Annotated in this window: 21 protein-coding genes; 11 read left to right on the top strand and 10 right to left on the bottom strand. The window is 71.1% G+C overall.

Annotated elements, in window-relative coordinates; all coding sequences use genetic code 11:
* Window positions 1–112 precede the first annotated feature (112 nt).
* The 5 genes from cseC to AB0D14_RS42835 form a co-directional block, all read right to left on the bottom strand.
* Complete coding sequence (gene cseC / locus AB0D14_RS42855) at window positions 113–1411, bottom strand: two-component system sensor histidine kinase CseC (RefSeq protein WP_362790346.1); 1299 nt, start codon at window positions 1409–1411, stop codon at window positions 113–115.
* A gap of 243 nt (window positions 1412–1654) precedes the next feature.
* Complete coding sequence (gene cseB / locus AB0D14_RS42850; protein ID WP_362790341.1) at window positions 1655–2380, bottom strand: two-component system response regulator CseB; 726 nt, start codon at window positions 2378–2380, stop codon at window positions 1655–1657.
* A gap of 42 nt (window positions 2381–2422) precedes the next feature.
* Window positions 2423–3013 carry a hypothetical protein gene (locus AB0D14_RS42845; RefSeq protein ID WP_362790343.1) on the bottom strand — a complete coding sequence of 197 codons (591 nt, stop codon included), beginning with the start codon at window positions 3011–3013 and terminating at the stop codon, window positions 2423–2425.
* Window positions 3014–3063: 50 nt separating this feature from the next.
* The gene (locus tag AB0D14_RS42840) at window positions 3064–3621 is read right to left on the bottom strand and encodes a SigE family RNA polymerase sigma factor (protein WP_362790338.1); all 558 of its coding nucleotides are present in this window, start codon (window positions 3619–3621) and stop codon (window positions 3064–3066) included.
* 258 nt (window positions 3622–3879) lie between these two features.
* Window positions 3880–4809, bottom strand: a complete 930-nt coding sequence (locus AB0D14_RS42835; protein WP_362790335.1) for an A/G-specific adenine glycosylase — start codon at window positions 4807–4809, stop codon at window positions 3880–3882.
* 278 nt (window positions 4810–5087) lie between these two features.
* On the opposite strand from AB0D14_RS42835, the gene AB0D14_RS42830 reads away from it, so the two are divergent.
* Window positions 5088–5936 (top strand): hypothetical protein, encoded by an 849-nt coding sequence (locus AB0D14_RS42830; protein WP_362790334.1) that lies wholly within the window; start codon window positions 5088–5090, stop codon window positions 5934–5936.
* Between the two features lie 160 nt (window positions 5937–6096).
* Here the strand turns inward: AB0D14_RS42830 and disA are convergent, their stop codons facing one another.
* Entirely contained in the window at window positions 6097–7221 is a 1125-nt protein-coding gene (disA, locus tag AB0D14_RS42825) for a DNA integrity scanning diadenylate cyclase DisA (protein ID WP_362790332.1), read from the bottom strand.
* Window positions 7222–7291: 70 nt separating this feature from the next.
* A complete protein-coding gene (gene radA, locus AB0D14_RS42820; protein ID WP_362790331.1) occupies window positions 7292–8701 on the bottom strand; it encodes a DNA repair protein RadA in 1410 nt (469 codons plus the stop codon).
* 221 nt (window positions 8702–8922) lie between these two features.
* Between radA and AB0D14_RS42815 the strand changes: the two genes are divergently transcribed.
* Window positions 8923–10764: a hypothetical protein gene (locus AB0D14_RS42815; protein WP_362790329.1), complete on the top strand. Its 1842-nt coding sequence runs from the start codon at window positions 8923–8925 to the stop codon at window positions 10762–10764.
* Between the two features lie 35 nt (window positions 10765–10799).
* Here AB0D14_RS42815 and AB0D14_RS42810 read toward each other — a convergent pair whose 3' ends face one another.
* Window positions 10800–11684, bottom strand: a complete 885-nt coding sequence (locus tag AB0D14_RS42810) for a hypothetical protein (protein ID WP_362790327.1) — start codon at window positions 11682–11684, stop codon at window positions 10800–10802.
* Between the two features lie 71 nt (window positions 11685–11755).
* Between AB0D14_RS42810 and AB0D14_RS42805 the strand changes: the two genes are divergently transcribed.
* From AB0D14_RS42805 to ilvD, 4 genes are all read left to right on the top strand, one after another.
* The gene (locus tag AB0D14_RS42805; RefSeq protein ID WP_362790325.1) at window positions 11756–12688 is read left to right on the top strand and encodes a Ppx/GppA phosphatase family protein; all 933 of its coding nucleotides are present in this window, start codon (window positions 11756–11758) and stop codon (window positions 12686–12688) included.
* Between the two features lie 220 nt (window positions 12689–12908).
* Window positions 12909–13733, top strand: coding sequence for a sugar phosphate isomerase/epimerase (locus tag AB0D14_RS42800; protein WP_362790323.1), 825 nt, complete (start codon window positions 12909–12911; stop codon window positions 13731–13733).
* The gene (locus AB0D14_RS42795; protein WP_362790321.1) at window positions 13730–14344 is read left to right on the top strand and encodes a TetR family transcriptional regulator; all 615 of its coding nucleotides are present in this window, start codon (window positions 13730–13732) and stop codon (window positions 14342–14344) included. The genes AB0D14_RS42800 and AB0D14_RS42795 overlap by 4 nt, the downstream gene beginning before the upstream one ends.
* 225 nt (window positions 14345–14569) lie before the next feature.
* Window positions 14570–16426 carry a dihydroxy-acid dehydratase gene (gene ilvD / locus AB0D14_RS42790; RefSeq protein WP_362790319.1) on the top strand — a complete coding sequence of 619 codons (1857 nt, stop codon included), beginning with the start codon at window positions 14570–14572 and terminating at the stop codon, window positions 16424–16426.
* Window positions 16427–16525: 99 nt separating this feature from the next.
* Here ilvD and AB0D14_RS42785 read toward each other — a convergent pair whose 3' ends face one another.
* The gene (locus tag AB0D14_RS42785; RefSeq protein ID WP_362790316.1) at window positions 16526–18799 is read right to left on the bottom strand and encodes a PQQ-binding-like beta-propeller repeat protein; all 2274 of its coding nucleotides are present in this window, start codon (window positions 18797–18799) and stop codon (window positions 16526–16528) included.
* 150 nt (window positions 18800–18949) lie between these two features.
* On the opposite strand from AB0D14_RS42785, the gene AB0D14_RS42780 reads away from it, so the two are divergent.
* The 5 genes from AB0D14_RS42780 to proC all read left to right on the top strand — a co-directional run bounded on the left by AB0D14_RS42780 (window position 18950) and on the right by proC (window position 22588).
* Window positions 18950–19351: a peptidase gene (locus AB0D14_RS42780; RefSeq protein ID WP_362790313.1), complete on the top strand. Its 402-nt coding sequence runs from the start codon at window positions 18950–18952 to the stop codon at window positions 19349–19351.
* Window positions 19352–19421: 70 nt separating this feature from the next.
* Window positions 19422–19904: an EamA/RhaT family transporter gene (locus tag AB0D14_RS42775; protein WP_362790310.1), complete on the top strand. Its 483-nt coding sequence runs from the start codon at window positions 19422–19424 to the stop codon at window positions 19902–19904.
* A gap of 121 nt (window positions 19905–20025) precedes the next feature.
* The gene (locus tag AB0D14_RS42770) at window positions 20026–20856 is read left to right on the top strand and encodes an ABC transporter ATP-binding protein (protein WP_362790309.1); all 831 of its coding nucleotides are present in this window, start codon (window positions 20026–20028) and stop codon (window positions 20854–20856) included.
* Window positions 20853–21650: an ABC transporter permease gene (locus AB0D14_RS42765; RefSeq protein ID WP_362790307.1), complete on the top strand. Its 798-nt coding sequence runs from the start codon at window positions 20853–20855 to the stop codon at window positions 21648–21650. The genes AB0D14_RS42770 and AB0D14_RS42765 overlap by 4 nt, the downstream gene beginning before the upstream one ends.
* 128 nt (window positions 21651–21778) lie before the next feature.
* Complete coding sequence (proC, locus tag AB0D14_RS42760) at window positions 21779–22588, top strand: pyrroline-5-carboxylate reductase (protein WP_362790304.1); 810 nt, start codon at window positions 21779–21781, stop codon at window positions 22586–22588.
* A gap of 71 nt (window positions 22589–22659) precedes the next feature.
* Here the strand turns inward: proC and trpS are convergent, their stop codons facing one another.
* The gene (gene trpS, locus AB0D14_RS42755; protein WP_362790301.1) at window positions 22660–23658 is read right to left on the bottom strand and encodes a tryptophan--tRNA ligase; all 999 of its coding nucleotides are present in this window, start codon (window positions 23656–23658) and stop codon (window positions 22660–22662) included.
* Window positions 23659–24317 lie beyond the last annotated feature (659 nt).

Genomic DNA, 24317 nt, shown 5'->3' with positions numbered 1-24317 from the left:
CCGCCGCCCCTACCCTTCCCGTCCTCGGGGGCTCCGCCCCCGAACCCCCGTTGCGCAGTTCCCCGCGCCCCTTCAAGGGGCGCGGGGAACTGCGCAGACAGACGCCCGGTTCCTACACCGGCAGCATCGGATAGCTGCCGGTGTTCGTCGGGGCGTGTTCCGGGAGCCACAGCACCGCTACCGCCCCCTCGGCCGGTACGCCCTCCGGCGCCCCGACGGCCCGCACGTTCCGGAAGGTGAGCCGCGCACCGAGCACCCGCGCCTGCCCCGCGGCGATGGTGAGCCCCAGCCCGTGCCCGTGCCCCGCACGGTCACTGCTGCCGGTGCGGAAGCGGCGGGGCCCGTCGGCCAGCAGCGCGTCGGGGAAGCCGGGCCCGTGGTCGCGGACCCGGATGACCCGGCCCTCGACTGTGACCTCGATGGGCGGCTTGCCGTGCTTGGCGGCGTTGACCAGGAGGTTTATGAGGACCCGCTCCAGACGGCGCGGGTCGGTGGTGACCGCCGACTCGTGCACCACGCGTACGCGGATCCCCGGGTCCCGCGCGATCATCCGCCGGGTCACGAACTCGCCCAGCACGATGTCCTGCAACTCGGCCCGCTCGGACGCGCTGTCCAGCCGGGCCACCTCCAGGACGTCCTCGACCAGCTGGCGCATGGCCTGCGCCCGGTCCCGTACGAGTTCCGTCGGCCGCCCCGGCGGCAGCAGCTCGGCCGCGGTGAGCAGGCCGGTCACCGGAGTGCGCAGCTCGTGTGCGATGTCCGCGGTCACCCGCCGCTCGGCCTCGATGCGCTGCTGCAACGCGTCCGCCATCGCGTCCACGGCCCGTGCGAGGTCGTCCGTCTCGTCGCGCACGACTCCGCCGATGGAGTCCCGTACCCGCACGTCCGGCTCGCCCTGCGCGACCCGCCGGGCCGCCGTCGCCGCCTTGCGCAGCCGCCGTGAGAGCTGGCCGCCGATGAGTATGCCCAGTGCGCAGCAGCCGAAGACCACCGCGATCGAACCGATGAGCAGTGCCTCGTCGAGGTCCTTCAACACGGTCGTGCTGCGGTCGGTGAAACTAGTGTGGAGCGACATGATCCGGCCGTCCTTGAGCGGTACGGCCGCCCAGATGTCGGGCGCCCCCTCGGAGTGCTCCGTCACATAGGTCGCCCGGCGCCCGGCTGTCGCCTTGGCCAGCAGGTCCTTCGGCAGGGTGGTGTCGTCGATCCTGATGCCGGGGAAGTTCGGCCGCCCGGACGCGTCGTAGTTCCGTTGCGCGATCTGGACGCGCTCGTCCGCCAGGTCGCGCGCGTTGTCGAGCATCGAGACCCGGGCGGCGTTGTGCACGACGAGGCTCAGCGCGACGGCGACCAGCGCTCCGACCGCCGCGATCGCGGCGCTGAGCTTCCATCTGATCCCCGTACGCGGCATCAGGGCCCCGAGTCTCTCGCGCCGCGCGGCACGCCCGGCATACCTGGCGGACCTGGCCTGACCGCGCTCATCGGAGCCGGAGCCCGCCCCGGAGCCGGAGCCCGTGCCGGAGCCGGGGCCCCGTCCGTGTTCAGCTCCGTCCACGCCCCGACCACCGCGCCCGTCTCCGCCGAGGCCACCACGCCCGGACTCACCGCTGCCGTCCACCGGCTGCTCGTTCCTCCCCCGCATCGTCCGCTCCGCTCAGGCCTTCAACTTGTAGCCGAAGCCGCGGACCGTCTCGATCCGGTCCTGGCCGACCTTCGTACGCAGTCGCTGCACATGGACGTCGACGACCCGGGTGTCGCCGCCCCAGCCGTAGTCCCAGACCCGCTCCAGAAGCTTGTCCCGCGACAGGACCGTACCCGGTGAGGACGAGAACTCCAGGAGCAGCCGCATCTCGGTGGGCGTCAGGGCCACCGGCGCGCCGCCCCTGCGTACCTCCATGCCCTCCGTGTCGATCTCCAGTTCCTCGACGCCGGCACCGAAGGACAGCGTCCCGCCGTCGGGGACGGACGACATGCCGTCGGTCCTGTCGGAGGACCGGGGACCGCTCGCGTGCCCGAAGCGCCGCAGCACGGCCCGTATCCGCGCGACCAGGACGGCCCCGTCGAAAGGCTTCGTCACATAGTCGTCGGCGCCCGCCTCCAGGCCCAGGACGACGTCGATCGAGTCGGCGCGGGCCGACAGCATGATCACGGGAACGGTCGAATCGTCGCGGATCCGCCGGCACAGCGACACACCGTCGAGCCCCGGCACCATCACGTCGAGGAGCGCGATGTCGGGCCGGTCCGCACGGAACGCCTCAAGCCCCGACAGACCGTCGGGCATGGCGGTGACCACGAAGCCGTCTCGCTCCAGCGCGAGTTGGGTGGCCTCGCGGATGACGTCGTCGTCCTCGACGAACAGGACATGGGTCTGTTCTGCCATCCGGTGCTCTCAGTTTCTCGGTCGGTCGATCGCGGGTCCGGCCTACTGCTTGGTCGGGGCCGCCGTCTGGCCGCCCACCACTTTGCTGTAGTCGTTGTGCGTCCTGGTCCGCTCCGTGAAGCGGTTCGCCTTCCAGTGGTACGTGATCACTTCCTCGCCGGACGGATACGTCACCGAGTCGTCCTTCCCGTAGACCTGCTGGGTGATCACCAGGTCACCCCGGTCGATCTCCGCGTACACCGGAGGCTCCTCGGCGCGGAAGACGTTCCGGTACGCGCCGTTGTCCTCGCGGTACACGTACGAGCCGACACCGACCGCGTCCCCGCAGGTCATCACGTTGATCACGACGTCGTCGACAGAACCGCCGGTGAGCTTGCCGTACGACACGTCGACCGGGTAGTCGTCGCCGACGCACGGTTTCAGATCGCGCTTGACCGCCGCGCTGACCCCGGCGTCGGCCTTGACGAGTCGCACCGCGTTCACGCGGTCGGGGGTCGTGGAGGGCGAGACGTCGGCGGGGGCCGGGGAGCTGCCGGCTACCGAGTCGGCGAGGGCCGGGCCCTCGTCCCGGGCGCCGGTGCCGCCCGTACCGCAGGCGGACACGGAAAGGCCGAGGACGGTGATCGCGGCCATTGCCGTGATCACCGCCTTCAGGACCTCACGGGCCCGGGGGACCCTTGTGTCTAGGCCGCGCAACGCTCCCGCTCCTCACGCTCCGGCGCGCGTACGCCGAGCTCGCCGTGCTCGTCACCGGTCCGGCGCTCCAGCTCCTCGCGGAGCCGGGCGAGCGCCCGGTGCAGTGTGCTCTTGACCGTGCCGGACGACATGCCGAGGGCGGCGGCGGTCTCCTCCGTGGACATCTGCTCCCAGTGTCGCAGCACGACGACGCTGCGTTGCTTCGGAGCCAGCACCTTCATGATGTCCATCAAAAGCGCTCGGTCCGCATGCTGCTCGGTGGAGTCGTCCACGCTCGCGTCCGGCAACTGCTCGGTGGGGACCTCTTCCAGCTTGCGGGCCCGCCACCACTCCGTACGTGTGTTGATCATGACGCGGCGCAGATAGGCGTCGGCGAGGCGCTTGTCCGCTATGCCGTCCCAGCGTCCGTACGTCCGCGCCAGCGCCGTCTGGAGGAGGTCCTGCGCGTCGACAGGGTCGGGGACCAGGCGGCGTGCGCTGCGGAGCAGCGCGTCCTGCCGGGTGCGTACGTACTCTTCGAACCCGAGCACCTCGCCGTGCGCCATTCCAACCGCCTCCATCCCCGTCCCGACCCGTGTGCTGTCGGCTGTCCGTTGCCTGCCGTACCGCTGTTCCGGCGGTACGGCACTGAAGTTACGGACGTGTTGTCACGGGGTTGTGCGAGCGAGCCTGCGGCGAGCGCTCGGCTGTCCGTCGGTTGTGTAACAGAAGTAGGTGCTGGGTAAGGCGGGGTGGCGGCTGGGGTGGGTACGGGGTGATTTGCCTGCCGGAGATCTGTTACCGGGCTCGGTGCGACCTGTGGGTCAGCTCTGCGGGAGCCGGTACAGACCGCCGACGAGCGGTTCGACCAGTCCGTCGGCGACCAGCCCGTCCAGGGCGCGGGCCCGCTGCACGGGTTCCTCCCAGACACGGTCGAGGACCGACTGCGGGACAGGGGTGACCGCCTCGCGCAGTACGGCGAGCAGCCGGCCGCGTACCTGCCGGTCCGTGCCCGCGTAGGTCTGGCCGCGCCGCGGCGGTCCCTCGTGCGCGGGCTTTCCGGCCAGCCGCCAGGTGCACAGGGCCGCGATCGGGCACCGTACGCACGTCTCGTTCTTCGCCGTGCAGACGAGCGCGCCGAGTTCCATGGAGGCGGCGGCCCAGAGCGAGGCCGTGCGGTCGTCGTCGGGGAGCAGGGTGCGGGCGAGCCTGCGTTCGGCGGCGGTCGTGGCGGTCGGCGGGTACTGGACTCCGGTGACGGCCCGCGCCAACACGCGCCGCACGTTCGTGTCGAGGACGGCGTGCCGCTGCCCGTACGCGAAGGAGGCCACCGCCGCCGCCGTGTACTCGCCGATGCCGGGCAGCGCGAGCAGCTGTGCGTGCTCCGTGGGTACGTCGCCGCCGTGCCGCTCCGTTATGGCGACCGCCGCGCCGTGCAGGCGCAGCGCGCGCCGGGGATAGCCGAGCCGGCCCCAGGCACGGACGGCTTCGCCCGGCGTGTCCGCGGCGAGATCGGCGGGCCTCGGCCAGCGGGCGAGCCACTGCTCGTACACCGGAAGCACCCGGCTCACCGGTGTCTGCTGCAACATGAACTCGCTGACCATCACCCCCCACGGTCCCGCGTCGGCCCGCCGCCACGGCAGGTCGCGCGCGTTCTCCTCGAACCAGTCGATGACGGGGGCGTGCAGGTTGTCGCCGACGGATTCGTATGCGTCGGCCTGGGCGTGGGATGTGGGATTCGTGGGCGCAGTCATGGCACGGCCGATTCTCCCATGCGGGGGCGTCTTCGAAGGTTTGGCCGGGTTGCGTCGTGTGTTGTCCGTTGTCTGGTGTCCGCTGTGTGGTGTCTGCCGTGTGGTCTCCGCGGGTGGGCGGGGGCTCGGCGCGCGGTTCTCCGCGACTCTGAACCAGTGGGGCGGATCCCGGGTGTGACAGTCACTGGGGCCGTACCGGGACGATGATCGGAAAAAGTTGAGGGCTGGAGCGGCGGGTGGGGCCAGCGAACTCCCGGATCTCTCGTAGAGTTTGCGCCGTGGGATCTATGCGCAATCCGGTCGGGCCGCTTCCCTCCTCCATCTACTGGCGACGGAGGGCCATTCTGGCGTCCATGGTCGCGGTGTTGGCGCTGTTGATCACGTGGGTGGTCACCTCCGGCGGCGGAGGCGGCAACAAGAACGACGCCGACGGGTCCAACGGCAAGGACCCCACCACGTCGATCACGCCCGGCCCCTCCGAATCGGGCCCCGCGGTCAGCCAAGCCCCGGGCGGACGCGACGAGTCGAGCGGCGGAGACGACGACGAGGGCGGCTCCGGGGGATCGGGCGGTTCGGCAGGTTCGGCAGGTTCGGGCGGCTCGGGCGGAGCGGGCGGAGCGGGCGGCTCAGCCTCGGGCGGAGCGGGTTCCGGCGGTGGTGGCAGCGTCGACGACGGTGAGGGCGGCGGTGGCTCCGGCGACACGGTCCCGGCGGGCTCCAGCCTTCCCAACTGCACGACGGGCTCACTGAAGTTGACGCTGCGCAGCGTCAACAACGCGTACACGCCCGGCGAGAAGCCCACCTTCGAGCTGGTCGTCAGGAACTCGTCGGGCAGTGACTGCAAGCTCGATCTCGGCCCGAAGCACGCGGTCCTGACGATCACTCAGGCGGACAGTGACGACGAGATCTGGTCCTCGTCCGACTGCCCGACGGGCGCCGCGAGCATCCTCTTCCGCGTCCCGGCGAACGACCGGGTCATCCGCACCGTCGAATGGAACCGCAAGGCAAGCGCCCCCCAGTGCGCGACCCCGCCGCCCCTCTCGGCAACTCCCGGCACCTACTTGGTGGAAGCCAGGACAGCGGGCCTCCCCAAGTCCCAGACATCCTTCGTCCTGGAGAAGGACTAGCCCTTCAGAAGAAGGACCAGCCCTTCAGGGGGCTGGGCCTTCAGGGGCGCGGGGAACTGCGCGACAAGCCCCCACCGGGCGGCACCCGACTCACAAGGCACCCGCCCCACAACGCCCCCAGCCCACAACGCCCCCGAACCCCCGCCAACCCGCCGGACGGCTAAACGTAGCGCTCAAGGATCGAAGACTCAGCCAGCCGGGAAAGCCCTTCCCGCACACTCCGCGCCCGCGCCTCCCCGACCCCGTCCACCGCCTGAAGGTCGTCCACACTCGCGGCGAGCAGCTTCTGCAGCCCCCCGAAGTGCTCGACCAGCCGGTCGATGATCGCGCCGGGCAGCCGTGGCACCTTGGCCAGCAGCCGGAACCCGCGGGGCGACACCCCGGAGTCGAGCGCCTCCGGTGACCCGGTGTAGCCCAGCGCCCGCGCCACCGTGGGCATTTCGAGCAGCTCGGCGTGGGCGAGCGCGTTGAGTTCGAAGAGTGCCTCGTCGACCGTGCGGGAGCGCTTGGCGGTCGGCTCGGGCACGTAGTCCCGGACGACGAGTGAACGCTCGGGCTCGACCCCGGCGATCAACTCGTCCAGCTGCAGGGCGAGCAGGCGACCGTCCGTGCCCAGCTCCACCACGTATCCGGCGATCTCCGTGGCGATCCGTCGCACCATCTCCAGGCGCTGGGCCACCGCCGACACGTCCCGGACGGTGACCAGGTCCTCGATCTCCAGCGCCGACAGTGTGCCCGCGACCTCGTCGAGACGGAGCTTGTAGCGCTCAAGCGTGGCCAGCGCCTGGTTGGCGCGGGAGAGGATCGCGGCGGAGTCCTCCAGGACCCGCCGCTGCCCGTCCACGTACAGCGCGACCAGGCGCATGGACTGGGAGACGGAGACGACGGGGAAACCGACCTGTTTGCTCACCCGGTCCGCCGTGCGGTGACGGGTGCCTGTCTCCTCGGTGGGGATCGTCGGGTCGGGGACCAGCTGTACGCCGGCCCGCAGGATTTTCGTGATGTCCTTGTCCAGGACGATGCCGCCGTCGAGCTTGCACAGCTCGCGCAGCCGCGTCGCGGTGAACTCGACGTCGAGCACGAAACCGCCGCTGCACATCGCCTCGACGGTCTTGTCCCAGCCGAGCACGATGAGCCCGCCGGTGTTGCCCCGGAGGATTCGCTCCAGGCCGTCACGCAGCCCTGTGCCGGGGGCCACGGCGCTGAGAGACGTGCGCATCAGGCCATCGGCACCGGAACTCCCGCCGGACTTGCCGGGAACTGCTGCCCGGTCGTTGGCTGCCACTGCACTCCTCCGGTCGCAGGCTTTTGGGGGCGCCCTCGGTTCGTACGAACGGGCGAGACCTGCGCAAAGTCTACCGGCGCTCTTCCTCGTCCCGTGAGGCCTCTCGCCGACGCGACCCCGGGAGGACCCGTAGCGCGTCCCCCATGTTGGCGACTTCCAGGACCTTCATACCGGGAGGGATCTTGCCCGGGTCGCTCGGAACAAGGGCATGGGTGAAGCCCAGCCGGTGGGCTTCGGCGAGTCTGCGCTGGACGCCCGTGACCCGTCTGACCTCGCCCGCGAGCCCCACTTCACCGATCGCGACGAGGTTCTGGGGGAGCGGGGTGTCGCTCGCCGCGCTGGCCAGCGCGAGCGCGATCGCGAGGTCCGCGGCGGGCTCGGAGAGTTTCACGCCACCGACCGTCGCGGTGTAGATGTCCCGCTTCCCGAGGGCGCTGATCCGGCCGCGCTGCTCCAGGACGGCGAGCATCATCTGGACCCGGGAGGTCTCCAGGCCCGAGGTCGTGCGCCGCGGGGTGGGGATCTGGGTGTCCACGGTGAGCGCCTGCACCTCGGCCACCAGTGGGCGGCGCCCTTCGAGGGTCACGGTCAGGCAGGTGCCCGGCACGGGCTCGGTCCGGCGGGTGAGGAAGAGGCCGGAGGGATCGGCGAGCCCGGTGATTCCCTCGTCGTGCAGCTCGAAGCAGCCGACCTCGTCGGTGGTCCCGTACCGGTTCTTGACGCCTCGTACGAGACGAAGGCGCGCGTGCCGGTCGCCCTCGAAGCTCAGGACGACGTCCACGAGATGCTCCAGGAGACGCGGTCCCGCGATGGCCCCGTCCTTGGTGACATGGCCGACCAGCAGGGTGGACATCCCGCGCTCCTTGGAGACGCGGATCAGGGCTCCGGCCACCTCGCGGACCTGGGACATTCCCCCGGGAGCGCCGTCGATCTCCGGAGAGGCCACCGTCTGTACGGAGTCGAGGATGAGCAGGGACGGCTTCACCGCGTCCAGGTGGCCCAGGACCGCGGACAGGTCGGTCTCCGCGGCCAGATAGAGGTGGTCGTCGATCGCCTTGATGCGGTCGGCGCGCATGCGGACCTGGCTCGCCGACTCCTCACCCGTGATGTAGAGCGTGCGGTGGTCGTCGCTCGCCGCCTTGGCCGCCACGTCCAGCAGCAGGGTGGACTTGCCGACGCCCGGCTCACCCGCCACGAGCACCACCGCGCCCGGCACGAGGCCGCCGCCGAGCACGCGGTCCAGCTCGGGCACGCCGGTCGAGCGGGCGGTCGCCTGCCGGCCGTCGACCTGGCCGATGGGCAGCGCGGACGTGGTGACGCGGCCGGGGGCCGTGGTCCGCACCGAGGGCGCGCCGTACTCCTCGACCGTCCCCCAGGCCTGGCACTCGGAGCAGCGGCCGAGCCACTTGGCCGTCTGCCAGCCGCATTCGGTGCAGCGGTAGGACGGCCGGTCCTTCGCGGTCTTCGTACGGGCAGCCATGACACGAACCGTAACCGGCACCACTGACACCGCGGTGCCGGCCTGTTGGGCGCATGGTGCCGATAACAGGTCAGCCCTCGCAATACGGTCGTATCCCGTCAGGGACACGACACGGAAGCAGAGCTCCTGTCCTCTTATGAGGGATCGTTTCACCCGTACGGATTAAATGCGCTCAAGCCGGAGGAAGCGGCCGCCGCCAGGCGCCTACGGTCGTACGGGTGATGAGCAGCAGTCCCGAGACCTCGATCCGCACCACCGGCGCACATCGGGCGCACCGCGAGGCGCGCGACCGGGCGGCGGCGCGCACGCTGGCGCGGCGCCCGTCGGCCCGCTACGAGCCGTACCTCGACGGCCTGTTCACCTACTGCCTGTCCGTGCTGTGCGACCACGACACGGCGACCGCCGCCCTCGGGGACGCCCTCGTACACGCCGAGCGCCGCGGCCGGCGCGGCCCGGAGGCGCCCGACGACCGCAGGGCCTGGATGTACGCGCTCGCCCGCTGGTCCTGCTTGCGCGGACTCGCCGAGGCCGAGCAGAAGCGTCATGGCGCCCCCGCCCCGGGCCGGACCAAGGGCGTCCACACCGGCGCCCGTCGCACCACTCCCGCGGCCCCGGACCGCTTCGGCGACCGCGTGGGCGAACGGGTCGGCGAACGCCCCGCCGACCTCCTCGCCGCCGCCAACGCCAACGCCGACGAGGAGGACCGCCGTCGTCGCGAACTCGCCCTGCTCGCCTGGCCGGAGGCCGCCGGGACGACGCCCGAGCAGCGCGAGGCGCTCGAACTCGCAGTGCGCCACCAGCTCGCCGCGCACGAGGTCGCCGCCGTCCTCGGCATGGACCCGGTCGCCGCGCGGGAACTCCTCGCGGCGGCGGCCTGCGAGGTCGAGCGCACGCGTGCGGCCCTGGCCGTCGTCGAGACCGGTACCTGCCCGGGCGTCGCCCGGCTCACCGGCGACAAGCACCTCGTCCTCAGCGCGGCCCTGCGCCGCGAGCTGGTCCGGCACGTCGACGACTGCCCGCGCTGCCGCCGGACCGCCGAGCGCGCGGTCCCCGGTTCCTGGCCCGGCACCAGCGTCACGCCCGCCGCGCTGCCCGTGGTCGAAGCCCCACGCGCGGCCCTCCACGCGGCGATGACGCATCTCCCACGCGCGCGGGGCGGCGGTCCGCGCTTCGACCGGCGCGGTTTCCCGACGGAGACCAAGGACCACACGGCCCGCCGTGACCGGCTGCGCGCGCGTGCCGTCACGACCACGGTCGTCGCCACCGTCGTGGCGGCCCCCGTCCTCGCCCTGTGGGCGGCCTACCGAGGCGCGCCCCTCATCGGCGAGGGCACCGACGGCCGGCCGGTCACCGCGAGCGAGGCACACGGCCCCGAGGGGCTCGGCGGCGAGGGCCCCGGCCACGGGAACGCCGGCAACGCCGGTATGCGGCCCGACCCCCGCTTCGCCCCGCGCGGCGGCTCGCCCGACGTCTCGGTGGAGGTCATCGGCGTGGCTCCGGGCCGGCGGACGGGTGGCCTCTCCGTGGCGGCCGACTCCAGCGGCGACACGACGCTCGTCACCCTCACGGCGACCGGCGGTTCACCGGTCCACTGGTCCGCGCACACCGGAGCGTCCTGGCTCTACCTGAGCCGTTCGTCGGGAACGCTGGGACCGGGGGAGTCCTTGACGATCAAGGTGTACGTCGATCATCTCCGCGAGCCGATCGGCTCCTGGAGCGCACGGGTGTCGGTCGCGCCGGCGGGTGCGGTGGTCACGATCGACGGCTACGGGACGGCGGCACCCACGCATCCGGGGCCGCATCCGGGGCCGCATCCGGGGCAGCGGCCGGATCCGCCGACACCGCCCGGTCCCGGCCAGTCCGGCCCCGGCCCGTCCCATCCCGGCCCGTCGGAGCCGGGGCCCGGCCCTGAGCCCACGCCGGGTGATCCGAGCCCCTCCGATCCAGGGCCGGAGCCCACACCGAGCGGCCCGGCTCCGTCGGACCCGAACCCGGAGCCCGCACCTCCGCCGGACTCCTCCGGAGGTTCTAAGGCCTCTCGCGGCGAGGGCGGGGCCCCTTAGAGCCTGTGGCCCGGCCGGGGACGTGACACAGGCCCTTAGGAGCCTGGTGCCGGGTCCGCCGCATGCGGGGCCAGCAAGGGGAGCTGTGAGGCCAGGCGCTCCTCGCACAGCTCCACCAGGCGGTCGTAGCCCGGCTTGCCCATCAGTTCGATCAGCTCCGGGCGGTACGAGACGTACACCGGGTCCCCCGCGCCGTGGGCAGACGTCGCCGACGTGCACCACCAGTGCAGGTCGTGGCCGCCGGGGCCCCACCCGCGGCGGTCGTACTCGCCGATCGAGACCTGCAGCACACGGGTGTCGTCGGGCCGGTCGATCCACTCGTACGTCCGCCGGACCGGCAGCTGCCAGCAGACGTCCGGCTTGGTCTCCAGGGGCTCGCGGCCCTCCTTGACGGCCAGGATGTGCAACGAACAGCCCATGCCGCCGGCGAAACCGGGGCGGTTCTGGAAGATGCAGGACCCGTCGTACGGACGCGTCTGCCGTTCACCGTCCTCGTCCTGCGAGACCCAGCCGGTCTCCGTCCCCACGGCGTGGTGCTGCCAGATCTCCGGCGTGAGCCTCGCCACATGGCCGGCGACGCGCTTCTCGTCGTCCTCGTCCGAGAAGTGGGCACCCAGCGAGCAGCATCCGTCGTCCGCGCGGCCCGCCTGGATGCCCTGGCAACCGCTTCCGAAGATGCAGTTCCAGCGAGAGGTCAGCCAGGTCAGGTCGCAGCGGAAGACCTGCTCGCCGTCGGCGGGATCCGGGAACTCCACCCACGCGCGCGCGAAGTCGAGCCCCTTCTCGTCGCCCTTCGGAGGCTTGGGGAGTTTTCCGGACTTCTTGGCCCCGGAGACCTTCACCCGAAGCACGTCTTCTGCGGACCCGGTGGCGGAACCCTTGGATGATTTGTCGGTCTTCGCCTTTTTCGTCTTTGGCACCAGTCCAGAGTAAGTCGCCTGCGACCACTCCGGGGACGGCCGGGGGGCCCGGGAGCAGTAGCGTGCCGTACATGAGACTCGGTGTCCTGGACGTGGGTTCGAACACGGTGCACCTGCTGGTGGTGGATGCACACCCCGGCGCGCGCCCGCTGCCCGCGCATTCGCACAAGGCGGAGCTGCGGCTCGCCCAACTCCTCGACAAGAGCGGCGCGATCGATTCCGAAGGGGTCGACAAACTGATCGCCGTCGTCCAGGAGGCGCTGGAGGCCGCCGAGGACAAGGGCGTCGAGGACCTGCTGCCGTTCGCGACCTCCGCGGTGCGCGAGGCCAGTAACGCCGACGAGGTGCTGGCCCGGGTGCGTGCCGAGACCGGTGTGGAGCTCCAGGTCCTCACCGGCGCCGAGGAGGCGCGGCTCACCTTCCTCGCCGCCCGGCGCTGGTTCGGCTGGTCGGCCGGGAAACTGCTCGTCCTCGACATCGGCGGCGGTTCGCTGGAGATCGCGTACGGGATAGACGAGGAGCCCGACGCGACGGCGTCGCTGCCGCTCGGCGCGGGCCGGCTGACCGCGGGCTGGCTGCCGACCGACCCGGCCGACCCGGCGGACATCAAGGCTCTGCGCCGCCATGTGCGGGCCCAGATCGCCCGTACGGTAGGGGAGTTCAGCCGTTTCGGCGCCCCCGACCACGTGGTCGCCACCTCCAAGACCTTCAAGCAGCTCGCCCGCCTCGCCGGTGCCGCGCGTTCGGTCGACGGCCTGTACGTCCAGCGCGAGCTCAAGCGCCGCTCCCTGGAGGACTGGGTTCCGCGCCTCGCCTCCATGACCACCGCCGAACGCGCGGAACTCCCCGGAGTGTCCGAGGGCCGTGCGGGCCAGCTCCTGGCCGGCGCCGTCGTCGCCGAGGGCGCGATGGACCTCTTCGGAGTGGAGACCGTGGACATCTGCCCCTGGGCGCTCCGGGAGGGCGTGATCCTCCGCAGCCTGGACCAGATGACGTCACAGTAAGAAGCCCCGCCCCGCACTCGATCCCGTCCCGCGCCCAATCCCAATCCCTGTCCCGCACCCAATTCCTGTCCCGCACCCACCCAGGTCCAGGTCCAGGTCCAGGTCCAGGTGCGGGCCCAGGTGCGGGCCCAGGCCCAGAACCCGCGGACGCACAGGCCCTCCTCCGGCCGAACTGCACCGCCCCGCCACACCCGGCGGAGCCACCCCGTAACCTGTCCCCGTGGCAGAACCAGTCGTGCGCATCCCGGATGCGAAGGTCGCGCTGTCCACGGCCTCCGTGTACCCGGAGTCGACGGCGACGGCCTTCGAGATCGCCGCGCGCCTCGGCTACGACGGTGTCGAGGTCATGGTGTGGACCGACCCGGTCAGCCAGGACATCGAGGCACTGCGCCGCCTCAGCGACTACCACCACGTCCCGATCCTCGCCGTGCACGCTCCCTGCCTGCTCATCACGCAGCGCGTCTGGTCCACCGACCCGTGGACCAAACTCCAGCGGGCCCGGGTGGCGGCCGAGAAGCTCGGGGCGAGCGCGGTCGTCGTACACCCGCCGTTCCGCTGGCAGCGTCAGTACTCCCGGGACTTCGTCACCGGGATCTGGCAGATGGCGAACGAGACGGACGTACGGTTCGCCGTCGAGAACATGTATCCCTGGCGCTACCGCGACCGCGAGATGCTCGCGTACGCACCCGACTGGGACGTGACGAAGGACGACTACCGGCACTTCACGATCGATCTGAGCCACACCGCGACGGCCCGCACGGACGCGCTCCAGATGGTCGACCGCATGAGCGACCGCCTCGGTCATGTCCACCTCGCGGACGGCAACGGTTCCGCCAAGGACGAGCACCTGGTCCCCGGCCGCGGCACCCAGCCCTGTGCCGAGCTGCTCGAACGGCTCGCACGGTCCGGCTACGACGGCCATGTCGTCATCGAGGTCAACACCCGCCGGGCCATGTCGAGCGCCGAGCGCGAGGCCGATCTGGCGGAGGCCCTCGCCTTCACCCGCCTCCACCTGGCCTCGGCGGTCCGGATCCCGCGTACATGACCGACGCCGCCCCCCGCCGCCGGGGACGCCCCTCCCGTACGGACTCCGCGGACACCCCCGCGGCCCGCGACCGCATCCTGGCGGCGGCCCGAGAGGAGTTCGCGGAGCGGGGCTTCGAGAAGACGTCCATGCGTGGCATCGCCAAGGCGGCGGACGTGGACTCGGCGCTCGTGCATCACTACTTCGGTACCAAGGAGCAGGTTTTCGAGGCGTCCATCGAGGTCGCCATCGGGCCCCTCCTGAGCGCCCCCGGCGCGATAGCGGAAGGCCCCCTCGACGGCGTGGGCGAGCGGCTGGCCCGCTTCTTCTTCGGGGCCTGGGAGAACCCGGCCACCCGAAAGGCACTGCTCGCGATCGTCCGCTCCGCCGTGAACAACGAGATCGCGGCCGGAGTCTTCCGCCGCCTGATCTCCGCCCAGCTGCTGCGCCGCATCGCGGGCCAGCTGGACCTCCCCGACGCCGAACTGCGCGCCGAACTGGCCGCCGCCCAACTCGTGGGCATCGCGATGCTGCGTTACGTGATCAAGGTAGAACCCCTGGCCTCCGCAGACCCGGAACAGATCATCAACCGAGTTTCCCCAGTGATCCAGTCCCACCTGACAGCACCCTGAGCAGGGGCGCCCCTTGGGGGCGCGGGGAACTGCGCGACCAGCCACACACAACCCGCACCCGAAACCCCCAGCCCGCGCCCCGCACCCGAAACCCCGCAGCCCGCGCCGCGCGGTCCGCACCCGAAATCCGAGACACTCATCCCGCGATCCGGACACCTTGTCCGAACCCTGGATACCCGGCGTACGCTCGACAGCAGTCAATACTCTCCGAAGGAGCGATCGACCATGCCCGAGCTGAGGTCCCGCACAGTCACCCACGGCCGCAACATGGCGGGCGCACGCGCCCTTATGCGCGCCTCCGGTGTACCGGGCGCGGACATCGGCCGCAAGCCGATCATCGCGGTCGCCAACTCCTTCACGGAGTTCGTGCCGGGCCACACCCACCTCCAGCCGGTCGGCCGGATCGTGAGCGAGGCCATCACGGCCGCGGGCGGCATCCCGCGCGAGTTCAACACGATCGCCGTCGACGACGGCATCGCGATGGGCCACGGCGGAATGCTGTACTCCCTGCCGTCCCGCGACCTGATCGCGGACAGTGTGGAGTACATGGTGGAGGCGCACTGCGCCGACGCCCTGATCTGCATCTCGAACTGCGACAAGATCACGCCCGGCATGCTGATGGCGGCCCTGCGCCTGAACATCCCGACGGTCTTCGTCTCCGGCGGCCCCATGGAGTCCGGCCGCGCCACGCTGGTCGACGGCACGGTCCGTACGCTCGACCTGGTCGACGCGATCTCCGACGCCGTGAACGACAAGATCTCGGACGAGGACATCCTCCGTATCGAGGAGAACGCCTGTCCGACCTGCGGTTCGTGTTCCGGCATGTTCACGGCCAACTCCATGAACTGCCTGACCGAGGCCATCGGCCTGTCCCTCCCCGGCAACGGCTCGGTCCTCGCCACGCACACGGCCCGCAAGGGTCTGTACGAGGATGCGGGGCGCACGGTCATGGACATCACCCGCCGCTACTACGAGCAGGACGACGAGTCGGTCCTGCCGCGCAACGTCGCCACCCTCGCGGCCTTCGAGAACGCCATGGCCCTCGACATCGCCATGGGCGGTTCGACCAACACGATCCTGCACCTGCTGGCCGCCGCCGAGGAGGGAGGCGTCCCGTTCGGCCTGGACGAGATCAACGCGGTCTCGCGCCGCGTGCCGTGCCTCGCCAAGGTCGCCCCGAACGTGGCGAAGGACAACCGGACGTACTACATGGAGGATGTGCACCGGGCCGGAGGCATCCCCGCCCTGCTCGGCGAGCTCCACCGCGCGGGCCTCCTGAACGAGGACGTGCACTCGGTGCACAGCCCGTCCCTGTCGGACTGGCTCAAGACCTGGGACGTCCGCGGCGGCTCCCCCTCCCCGGAGGCCGTGGAGCTGTGGTACGCGGCGCCCGGCGGCGTCCGCTCGTCCGAGGCCTTCTCCCAGTCCGAGCGCTGGGCGGCCCTCGACGAGGACGCGGAGAACGGCTGCATCCACTCGGCGGAGCACGCGTACTCCAAGGACGGCGGCCTTGCGGTCCTGAAGGGCAACCTCGCCGTCGACGGCTGTGTCGTGAAGACGGCCGGCGTGGACGAGTCGATCTGGACCTTCGAGGGCCCGGCGGTCGTCTGCGAGTCGCAGGAGGACGCCGTCGACAAGATCCTCAAGAAGGAGATCACGCACGGCGACGTCGTCGTCATCCGCTACGAGGGCCCCAGGGGCGGCCCCGGTATGCAGGAGATGCTCTACCCGACCTCCTTCCTGAAGGGCCGGGGTCTCGGCAAGACCTGTGCGCTGATCACCGACGGCCGTTTCTCCGGCGGCACCTCGGGCCTGTCCATCGGGCATGCCTCGCCCGAGGCGGCGTCCGGCGGCACGATCGCCCTGGTCCGGGACGGCGACCGCATCCGCATCGACATCCCGAACCGCAGCATCGAGCTCCTGGTCTCCGACGAGGAACTGGCCGTGCGCCGCGAGGCCCTCGGGGGCGTGTACGCCCCGGTCGCCCGCGAACGCAAGGTCTCGGCCGCCCTGCGCGCGTACGCCGCGATGGCGACCAGCGCGGACAGGGGCGCGGTCCGGGACGTCTCGAAGCTCGGCTGAGCGAGCGCTCCGCTGGACGCGCGGATGAACCCGCGGGCCGGTGGGGGCTGGTCGCGCGGTTCCCCGCGCCCCTGACGGGGCCGGGGCCGGGCGCCCGGATCACCAGCCGGCGGGCTCGCGGGCGTTCACGGCGAAGACGTTGCCGTCGGGCGCGCCGGCGAAGACCTCACCGTCCATGACCACCGGCAGGGGCAGTTCCGCCACGACCCGTGCCGTATCGTCGCCGAGCCGAGGGCGGGTCTGGCCCAGAGGATCACCGTTACGGGCGTCCGTGGCGAGCAGACGGCCATCGGGCGCGGTGACATACACATGGCCGCCCGACACCACGGGTCGCGACGGGCGGCTCACCGATGTCTCCAGGCGCCACAGCTCGGAGCCCCTACCGGCCCGGCGTGTGTCGACGGCCACGAGGGAGCCGCCCACCTCGCTGAGGTACACGATTCCCCCGCTCTCCGCGGCGGAGGCCTGGTCGAGCGGGGTGGGCAGGGACACCCGGCGGGCGCTCCGCTTCCCGCTGTCGAACCGGACGATCGCATCGACCAGCTGGTCGGTGTTGGCCGACAGGAGGTACAGGGCCCCGTCCGGCGCGGAGAACGGGCTCAGGTTCCCGGCCGCCGTCCTCGTCCACAGCACGGTGCCCCGTGCCACGGACACCGCGCTCACTCGCGTGGCGGTCCCGTCGTCGGAGGGCGTCACCGCGTAGAAGACCCGCGCCCCGGCCGAGCCGCCGATCCACTGAGTGCCGAGGCCACCGATCCGGGCGCTCCAGCGCTCCTTGCCCGTCGCGCTGTCCAGCGCCCGCACGGAGCCGCCCTCACCGACCAGGAGCGTGGTGTCCACACCGTGTACGACGGCCGCGTACGCGGCTGTGTCCACGTCCCACCGCTGCTTCCCCGACCGGGGATCGACCGCTCTGAGCCGGCCGCCGCTCGTGATGTGCAGCAGGCCGCCGGACAGTTCGGGCGGCGTCATCGCGTCCACCGAACCGTCACCGCTGTCACTGCCACCACTGCCGTCACCACTGGCACTGCCGTCGGCGCCGGCGTCGTGCGACTTGGTATCGGCGTCGCCCGTGGCCTTGTACGACCACATGATCCGGCCGTTCGCGGGATCGAGCCGCGCCGCTGGAATTCCCGGGGCCGAGCAGAAGACGGCGCCCCCACCCGAAGTACAGACCGGAAACGTGGCCTGCGCCCGAGTCCCCGGGGTGCTGTCGAGAGCCGTGCTCCACGGCTGAAAGGCTTCGGGGCTCGACTTGGCGGAGCCCGCCGAAGGCGTCTCGGAGGAGGACAACTCCCGTATGCCGAAAGCACCCCCGGCTGCCAGCACGAGTGCGACGCCGACCACCGTGGCACGTCCGGGCCGGCGGCGGGCGCGCGAGAAAGCGGCCGACCCCGGCCCCGATGCCGACCCCGGCCCCGATGCTGCTCCCGGCTCAGACTCTGCCCCTGGCTCCGCCCCCGGCTCTGTCTCCGGCCACGGTCTCGCGCCGATGTGCGTTTCCTCCGGAGAACGCCGCTGGGCCGGAATGCGGGGCGCCGACGTGTGCGTCGGCTGCCGCAGAGCGTCCATCACCTCGGCCGGCAGGGGCCGTTCTTCCGGATCCTTCGCGAGGCAGCGCAGGATCAACGGCACCAGGTCGTCCGGGACGCCCGCCAGATCCGGTTCGTTGTGCACCACTTGATACGCGACGATGTACGGACTGTTGGAGTCGAAGGGGCCGCGGCCCGTCGCCGCGTGGGCCAGCACCGCACCCATCGCGAACACGTCGGCGGCCGGTCCGACCTCCCTCGGCCGCTGGAACTGCTCGGGCGCCATGAAGGGCGGCGAGCCGATCAGCTTCCCGGTCTCCGTGCGCACATCACTGTCCGTAGGACGCGATATACCGAAGTCGATGACCTTGGGGCCGTCGGGCGCGAGGAGAACGTTGCTCGGCTTGAGATCGCGGTGGACCACTCCGGCACGGTGGATGTCGCGCAGCGCCTCGGCCAGGCCGGCGCCGAGCCTGCGCACGTCGCCGGCCTCCATCGCGCCGTTCCGCTTGACCTGCTCGGCGAGCGTGGGGCCGGGTATGAACAGCGTGGCCATCCACGGCAGTCCGGCGTTCGGATCGGCGTCCACCACAGGTGCGGTGAACGCCCCGCTCACCCGCCGGGCGGCGCTCACCTCCTGCCGGAAGCGTGCCCTGAACTCGGGATCCGCCGCGTACTCCGCATGGACGACCTTGACCGCGAGACGCAGTCCTGAGGCGGACGTCGCGAGATGCACCACACCCATGCCGCCCGCACCCAGGCAGGACTCAAGGCGGTACTGCCCGGCGTGATCCGGGTGTTCCGCTTCCTGTCCGGGTCCGAAGCTGCGCAGCGGGGCCATGGCCCACCCCCGTGTCTGTGTCCGCCGAGCGCGACGCACGGAGCCTAGTCGATGGTGCGTGCGATGTCGGACGCGCTTGCTAGCCTGCGCGGGTCGCGCTCGAAACCACGGGAAACAGCGACGGGACAACCATCAACGGGGGAGGCAGTCATGACTGTTGAGGACGGCACAAGACCGGTCGAAGGCACGGTCGAAGGCGTGGCCGGGGGAACGACCGAAGGGTCGGCCGAGGGGTCGGCCGAGGGCGCAACGGAGGGGACGGCGACCGCGACCCTGATCGCCGCCGAGAGCACGGAGGCACTGGCGGTCCGCTACCCGGTGGCCTCGGGCGTACGCCTGAAGGTCCGCAGTGGCCCCGGCACCCAGTACCAGCTCATCAAGGTGCTGCCGCTCGACGCCCGGGTGCCGATCAACTGCCAGAAGCCCGGCGAGTGGGTGACCGGCACGTTCGGCACGACGAACCTCTGGGACAACATCGCCAACGGCCAGTACGTCTCGGACGCGTACGTCCAGACAGGCAGGGACGGTTACGTGGCGCCGCGCTGCGCCTGACGTCCCCGCCTGCCGGGAATCGCCCGGCCCGCGGGCCGTCCAGCCCGTGGGCCGAGGCGATAATCGAGTCGTGAGCGACGAACCAGGAACACCCGCAGGCCCCCATCCCGAACCGATCCGCTTCTTCGCAGCGACCTGGGTGGACCACGACGGCGGCTACGCGGTCCGCCGCGCGGCCGTGGCCGTCGGCTCGCTCGTCGCGATCGTGGTCAGCTGCCTGGTCCTGCGCTTCGCGTACGAGGGACTGGAGATCGCAGCCGTGGGCGGCTTCGTCACCGTCCTGGTCGTGACGATGTTCGCCGTCTGCAGCTCGCTCGCGTTCCGCCACACCTGGGCGGGCTACTCGAAACGCCCGGCCCCGGACACCCAGTCCGCCCTGCGGGGCCTGCTGACCATCGGCTTCGTCGGCACCCTGGCCGCGTACTTCTTCCGCTCACTGACGGAAGCCCCGGGCGAGCGCCTGCACCGCACCGAGTACGAGGCGGACCGCACCCAGTACGAGCGCCGCGCGGCCCGCCGCAAGGGAAAGCCGTCACGCAAACGACAGCCCTGACCGGCGTCATCCGCCGCTGACTCCCGCGGCCCCGGCCCCACCTCCCCGGCTTCATCGCTTCGGCACTTCGGCACTTCACCCAGGCTTGACGGCTCCATGACCCAGGCGCATTATTCATCACATGATGAATAATGCGTCGGACTCAGCCGACCCCGCGCCACCACCCCCGGAACACGCGGCGGAACACGCGGCCGTGCACGCGGCGGCCCTCACCGTCGTCCGAGGCCCCCGCCAAGTCCTCCGCGGACTCGACTTCGACGTCCCCCGAGGCCAGATCACCGGCCTGCTCGGCCCTTCCGGATGCGGCAAGTCCACCCTGATGCGGTCGATCGTCGGCACCCAGGCCAAGGTCACCGGCACCCTGGAGGTCCTCGGCCTCCCCGCGGGCCACGCCACCCTCCGCTCCCGGATCGGCTACGTCACCCAAGCCCCTTCCGTCTACGACGACCTGACAGTCCGCCAGAACCTGGACTACTTCGCCGCGATCCTCGACCCCGGCCGCGCCGCCGCCGACCGCCGCCACGAGAACGTCACGCACGCGATCTCCGACGTCGACCTCGCCTCCCACGCCGACGCCCTCGCGGGCAGCCTCTCCGGCGGACAGCGCAGCCGCGTCTCCCTCGCCGTGGCGCTCCTCGGCACCCCGGAACTCCTCGTCCTCGACGAACCCACGGTCGGCCTGGACCCCGTACTCCGCCGCGACCTGTGGCAGCTCTTCCACACCATCGCCGCCGACCGGGGCGCCACCCTCCTCGTCTCCTCCCACGTCATGGACGAGGCCGAGCGCTGCCACCGCCTGCTCCTGATGCGCGAGGGCGAGATCCTCGCCGACGACACCCCGGACGCCCTGCGCGACCAGACCGGCGCCGACACCGTCGAGGCCGCCTTCCTCCACCTGGTCGACGAAGCGATCGCGGCCGGCTGTCAGCCCCGCAAGGAGACCGTTCGATGAGCGCCACGACCACGACCCCTCGTACGAGCCCGACCGCGCCCTCCGAGCCGAGCGCGATCAGCCTCGCCCGCACCACCGCCACCGCGACCCGGGTCCTGCGCCAGCTCCGCCACGACCCGCGCACGATCGCGCTGATGCTCCTCATCCCCTGCGTGATGCTTCTGCTGCTCCGCTACGTCTTCGACGGCAGCCCACACACGTTCGACTCCATCGGCGCCTCGCTGCTCGGCATCTTCCCCCTCATCACGATGTTCCTGGTGACCTCCATCGCCACCCTCCGCGAACGCACCTCCGGCACCCTGGAACGCCTCCTCGCCATGCCCCTCGGCAAGGCCGACCTCATCGCCGGCTACGCCCTCGCCTTCGGGGCGATCGCCATCGTCCAGTCCGTCCTCGCCACCGGCCTCGCCGTCTGGGCCCTCGGCCTCGACGTCACGGGCTCGGCCTGGCTGCTCCTCCTGGTCGCGCTCCTCGACGCCCTGCTCGGCACCGCCCTCGGCCTCTTCGTCTCGGCGTTCGCCTCCTCGGAGTTCCAGGCCGTCCAGTTCATGCCGGCCGTGATCTTCCCCCAGCTCCTCCTCTGCGGCCTGTTCACCCCGCGCCCCGACATGCACCCCGTACTCGAAGGCATCTCCAACGTCCTGCCCATGTCGTACGCCGTCGACGGAATGAACGAAGTCCTCAAGCACACCGACGTCACCGCCGACTTCGTCCGTGACGCCCTGATCGTGGCGGCCTGCGCCCTCCTCGTCCTGACACTCGGCGCGGCAACCCTCCGCCGCCGCACCGTCTGACCCCGGACAGCCCCTTGCCTCCGCCCCTCGGACACAACCGCGTCCCGCCCAGCGGACACAGCAGCCCGCCCCCGTGCCCCGATGCGAGGATGGGCCCCGGACGACGCACCCCCGGAGGGCAACCGAACATGACCCAGAAAGTCGCAGTGCTCGGCACCGGCAAGATCGGCGAAGCCCTGCTCAGCGGAATGATCCGAGCCGGCTGGGCACCCGCCGACCTCCTGGTCACGGCCCGCCGCCCCGAACGCGCCAGGGAACTCCAGGAGCGCCACGGCGTCACCGCGGTCACCAACCAAGAGGCCGCCAAGACGGCGGACACCCTGATCCTCACGGTCAAGCCGCAGGACATGGGCACCCTCCTGGACGAACTCGCCCCGTACGTCCCCGCCGACCGCCTGGTCATCAGCGGCGCCGCGGGCATCCCCACCTCCTTCTTCGAGGAGCGCCTCGCCCAGGGCACCCCCGTCGTCCGTGTCATGACGAACACCCCCGCCCTCGTCGACGAGGCCATGTCCGTCATCTCCGCCGGCAGCCACGCCACCGCCGCTCACCTCGCCCACGCCGAGGAGATCTTCGGCGCCGTCGGCAAGACGCTCCGCGTCCCCGAGTCCCAGCAGGACGCCTGCACCGCCCTCTCCGGCTCGGGACCGGCGTACTTCTTCTACCTGGTCGAGGCCATGACGGACGCCGGCATCCTGCTCGGCCTGCCCCGTGACAAGGCCCACGACCTCATCGTCCAGTCCGCGATCGGCGCCGCCGTGATGCTCCGCGACAGCGGCGAGCACCCCGTGAAGCTGCGCGAGAACGTCACGTCCCCCGCGGGCACCACGATCAACGCCATCCGCGAACTCGAGAACCACGGTGTACGCGCCGCCCTCATCGCCGCCCTGGAAGCAGCCCGCGACCGCAGCCGCGAACTGGCCTCCGGCAACAGCTAGTGCCGCGGCAGCAGCGCCGCGGCACTGGTGCCGTCTGCGTGGGACCGGCCCGCCCCCGGTCCCACGGCTGTTCAACCCGCCGGCAGCAGCCCGATCGCCCGGTACGCCGCGTCCACCCTCGGCCTCGCCATCTCTCTGGCGTTCTCGGCACCCTCGCGCAACACCCCCGCCACGTACGCAGAATCCGCGCACAACTCCTTGTGCCTCTGCTGTACGGGCCTGAGGAGCTCCACCACGGCCTCGGCGGTGTCCTTCTTCAAAGATCCGTACGTCTCATACACACCGGCCAGGTCGTTCGGGTCCCCACCTTCACAGGCGGCGAGGATCTCCAGCAGATTCGAGACCCCGGGCCGGGCTTCCCGGTCGTACACGACATCCTGTCCGCTGTCCGTCACGGCTCGCATGATCTTCTTCCGGACGGCCTCGGGCTCGTCGAGCAGATAGACGATGCCGGGCCCCACGTCGTCGGACTTCCCCATCTTCGACGTCGGCTCCTGCAGGTTCATGACCCGCGTCGCCACCTGCGGATGCGTGGCCCGCGGCACCACGAACGTGTGCCCGTACCGCTGGTTGAACCGCACCGCCAGATCCCGCGCCAGCTCCACATGCTGCGCCTGGTCGTCGCCCACCGGCACCTCGTCGGTCCCGTACGCCAGGATGTCCGCCGCCATCAGCACGGGGTACGTCAGCAGCGAGAGCCGCACACTCCCGCCCCCCGCGCGCTCGGCAGCCGCCTTCTCCTTGTACTGGATCATCCGACGCATCTCGCCGTCGGTCGCCACGCACTCGAGCAGATACGAGAGCCGCGCGTGCTCATCCACATGACTCTGTACGAAGACGGTGCACAGCTTCGGATCGAGCCCCGCGGCCAGCAACAAGGTGGCCGCCTGCCGACTGAGCCTGCGCACCCGGCCGGGATCGTGGTCCACGGTCAGCGCGTGCAGGTCGACGACACAGAACAGCGCGTCGGCCTCGTGCTGGTCGACCTCGCTCCAGCGCCGCATCGCACCCAGGTAATTGCCCAACGTCAGATGCCCGGTCGGCTTGACCCCGCTGAAGACCCGCTTCATTCCTCTACCTCCTGGTCGAGGCCGCCACCACCGCCGGCCGGCGCCCCAGGAGGGAGATACAAGAACGGCCGCCGAGGCGGCGGCCGTTGTGTACACGCGTATGTACGGCCGCCGTCAGGCGGCCCACCACAGCTGGGTGCACGCGTGCGTAGTCATGAGAGCGAGAGTACGCCCCCGGGGTGGTCCATGGCAGCAAGTTGACACGCCCCCGCCCGCTACGTAATGTTCTCCGAGTTGTCCGACGTGAGCGCCGACTTCGGTTGGTCCCCGGACAGCCATTCCGCAACAAGCACACAGCGATCGAGGATCCGTCCTCGGTTCGCTTTCATGCATGTCTGCGAAATGGAGAATCCACGTTCGAAAGGACGCAGGCCCCGATTAGCTCGGGGGCCAGGGTTCCGCTAAAGTCTCACTCGTCGGAACGGCCCAACAGCCGTGAGGACAACCCGCTTCGACTGGGAATCGGGCCCGAAACGGTCTGGTAGAGTCGGAATCGCCGGAAAGGGAAACGCGAAAGCGGAAAACTGGAAAGCGCCGAGGAAATCGAAACCGGAAACGGTCTGATAGAGTCGGAAACGCAAGACCGAAGGGAAGCGCCCGGAGGAAAGCCCGAGAGGGTGAGTACAAAGGAAGCGTCCGTTCCTTGAGAACTCAACAGC

Source organism: Streptomyces sp. NPDC048484 (assembly GCF_040651415.1).
GTDB lineage: Bacteria > Actinomycetota > Actinomycetes > Streptomycetales > Streptomycetaceae > Streptomyces.
This window is presented reverse-complemented; position numbering and strand designations above follow the sequence as displayed.

Bases quoted from the DNA above. Each gene is read 5' to 3' on its own strand.
- proC (WP_362790304.1), top strand. From the start codon at position 21,779: ATGACCCAGAAAGTCGCAGTGCTCGGCACCGGCAAGATCGGCGAAGCC.
- radA (WP_362790331.1), bottom strand. From the start codon at position 8,701: ATGGCTGCCCGTACGAAGACCGCGAAGGACCGGCCGTCCTACCGCTGC.
- AB0D14_RS42845 (WP_362790343.1), bottom strand. From the start codon at position 3,013: ATGGCCGCGATCACCGTCCTCGGCCTTTCCGTGTCCGCCTGCGGTACG.
- AB0D14_RS42770 (WP_362790309.1), top strand. From the start codon at position 20,026: ATGATGAATAATGCGTCGGACTCAGCCGACCCCGCGCCACCACCCCCG.
- ilvD (WP_362790319.1), top strand. From the start codon at position 14,570: ATGCCCGAGCTGAGGTCCCGCACAGTCACCCACGGCCGCAACATGGCG.
- cseB (WP_362790341.1), bottom strand. From the start codon at position 2,380: ATGGCAGAACAGACCCATGTCCTGTTCGTCGAGGACGACGACGTCATC.
- cseC (WP_362790346.1), bottom strand. From the start codon at position 1,411: ATGCCGCGTACGGGGATCAGATGGAAGCTCAGCGCCGCGATCGCGGCG.
- AB0D14_RS42765 (WP_362790307.1), top strand. From the start codon at position 20,853: ATGAGCGCCACGACCACGACCCCTCGTACGAGCCCGACCGCGCCCTCC.
- trpS (WP_362790301.1), bottom strand. From the start codon at position 23,658: ATGAAGCGGGTCTTCAGCGGGGTCAAGCCGACCGGGCATCTGACGTTG.
- AB0D14_RS42795 (WP_362790321.1), top strand. From the start codon at position 13,730: ATGACCGACGCCGCCCCCCGCCGCCGGGGACGCCCCTCCCGTACGGAC.
- AB0D14_RS42835 (WP_362790335.1), bottom strand. From the start codon at position 4,809: ATGACTGCGCCCACGAATCCCACATCCCACGCCCAGGCCGACGCATAC.
- AB0D14_RS42780 (WP_362790313.1), top strand. From the start codon at position 18,950: ATGACTGTTGAGGACGGCACAAGACCGGTCGAAGGCACGGTCGAAGGC.
- AB0D14_RS42805 (WP_362790325.1), top strand. From the start codon at position 11,756: ATGAGACTCGGTGTCCTGGACGTGGGTTCGAACACGGTGCACCTGCTG.
- AB0D14_RS42815 (WP_362790329.1), top strand. From the start codon at position 8,923: ATGAGCAGCAGTCCCGAGACCTCGATCCGCACCACCGGCGCACATCGG.
- AB0D14_RS42840 (WP_362790338.1), bottom strand. From the start codon at position 3,621: ATGGCGCACGGCGAGGTGCTCGGGTTCGAAGAGTACGTACGCACCCGG.
- AB0D14_RS42785 (WP_362790316.1), bottom strand. From the start codon at position 18,799: ATGGCCCCGCTGCGCAGCTTCGGACCCGGACAGGAAGCGGAACACCCG.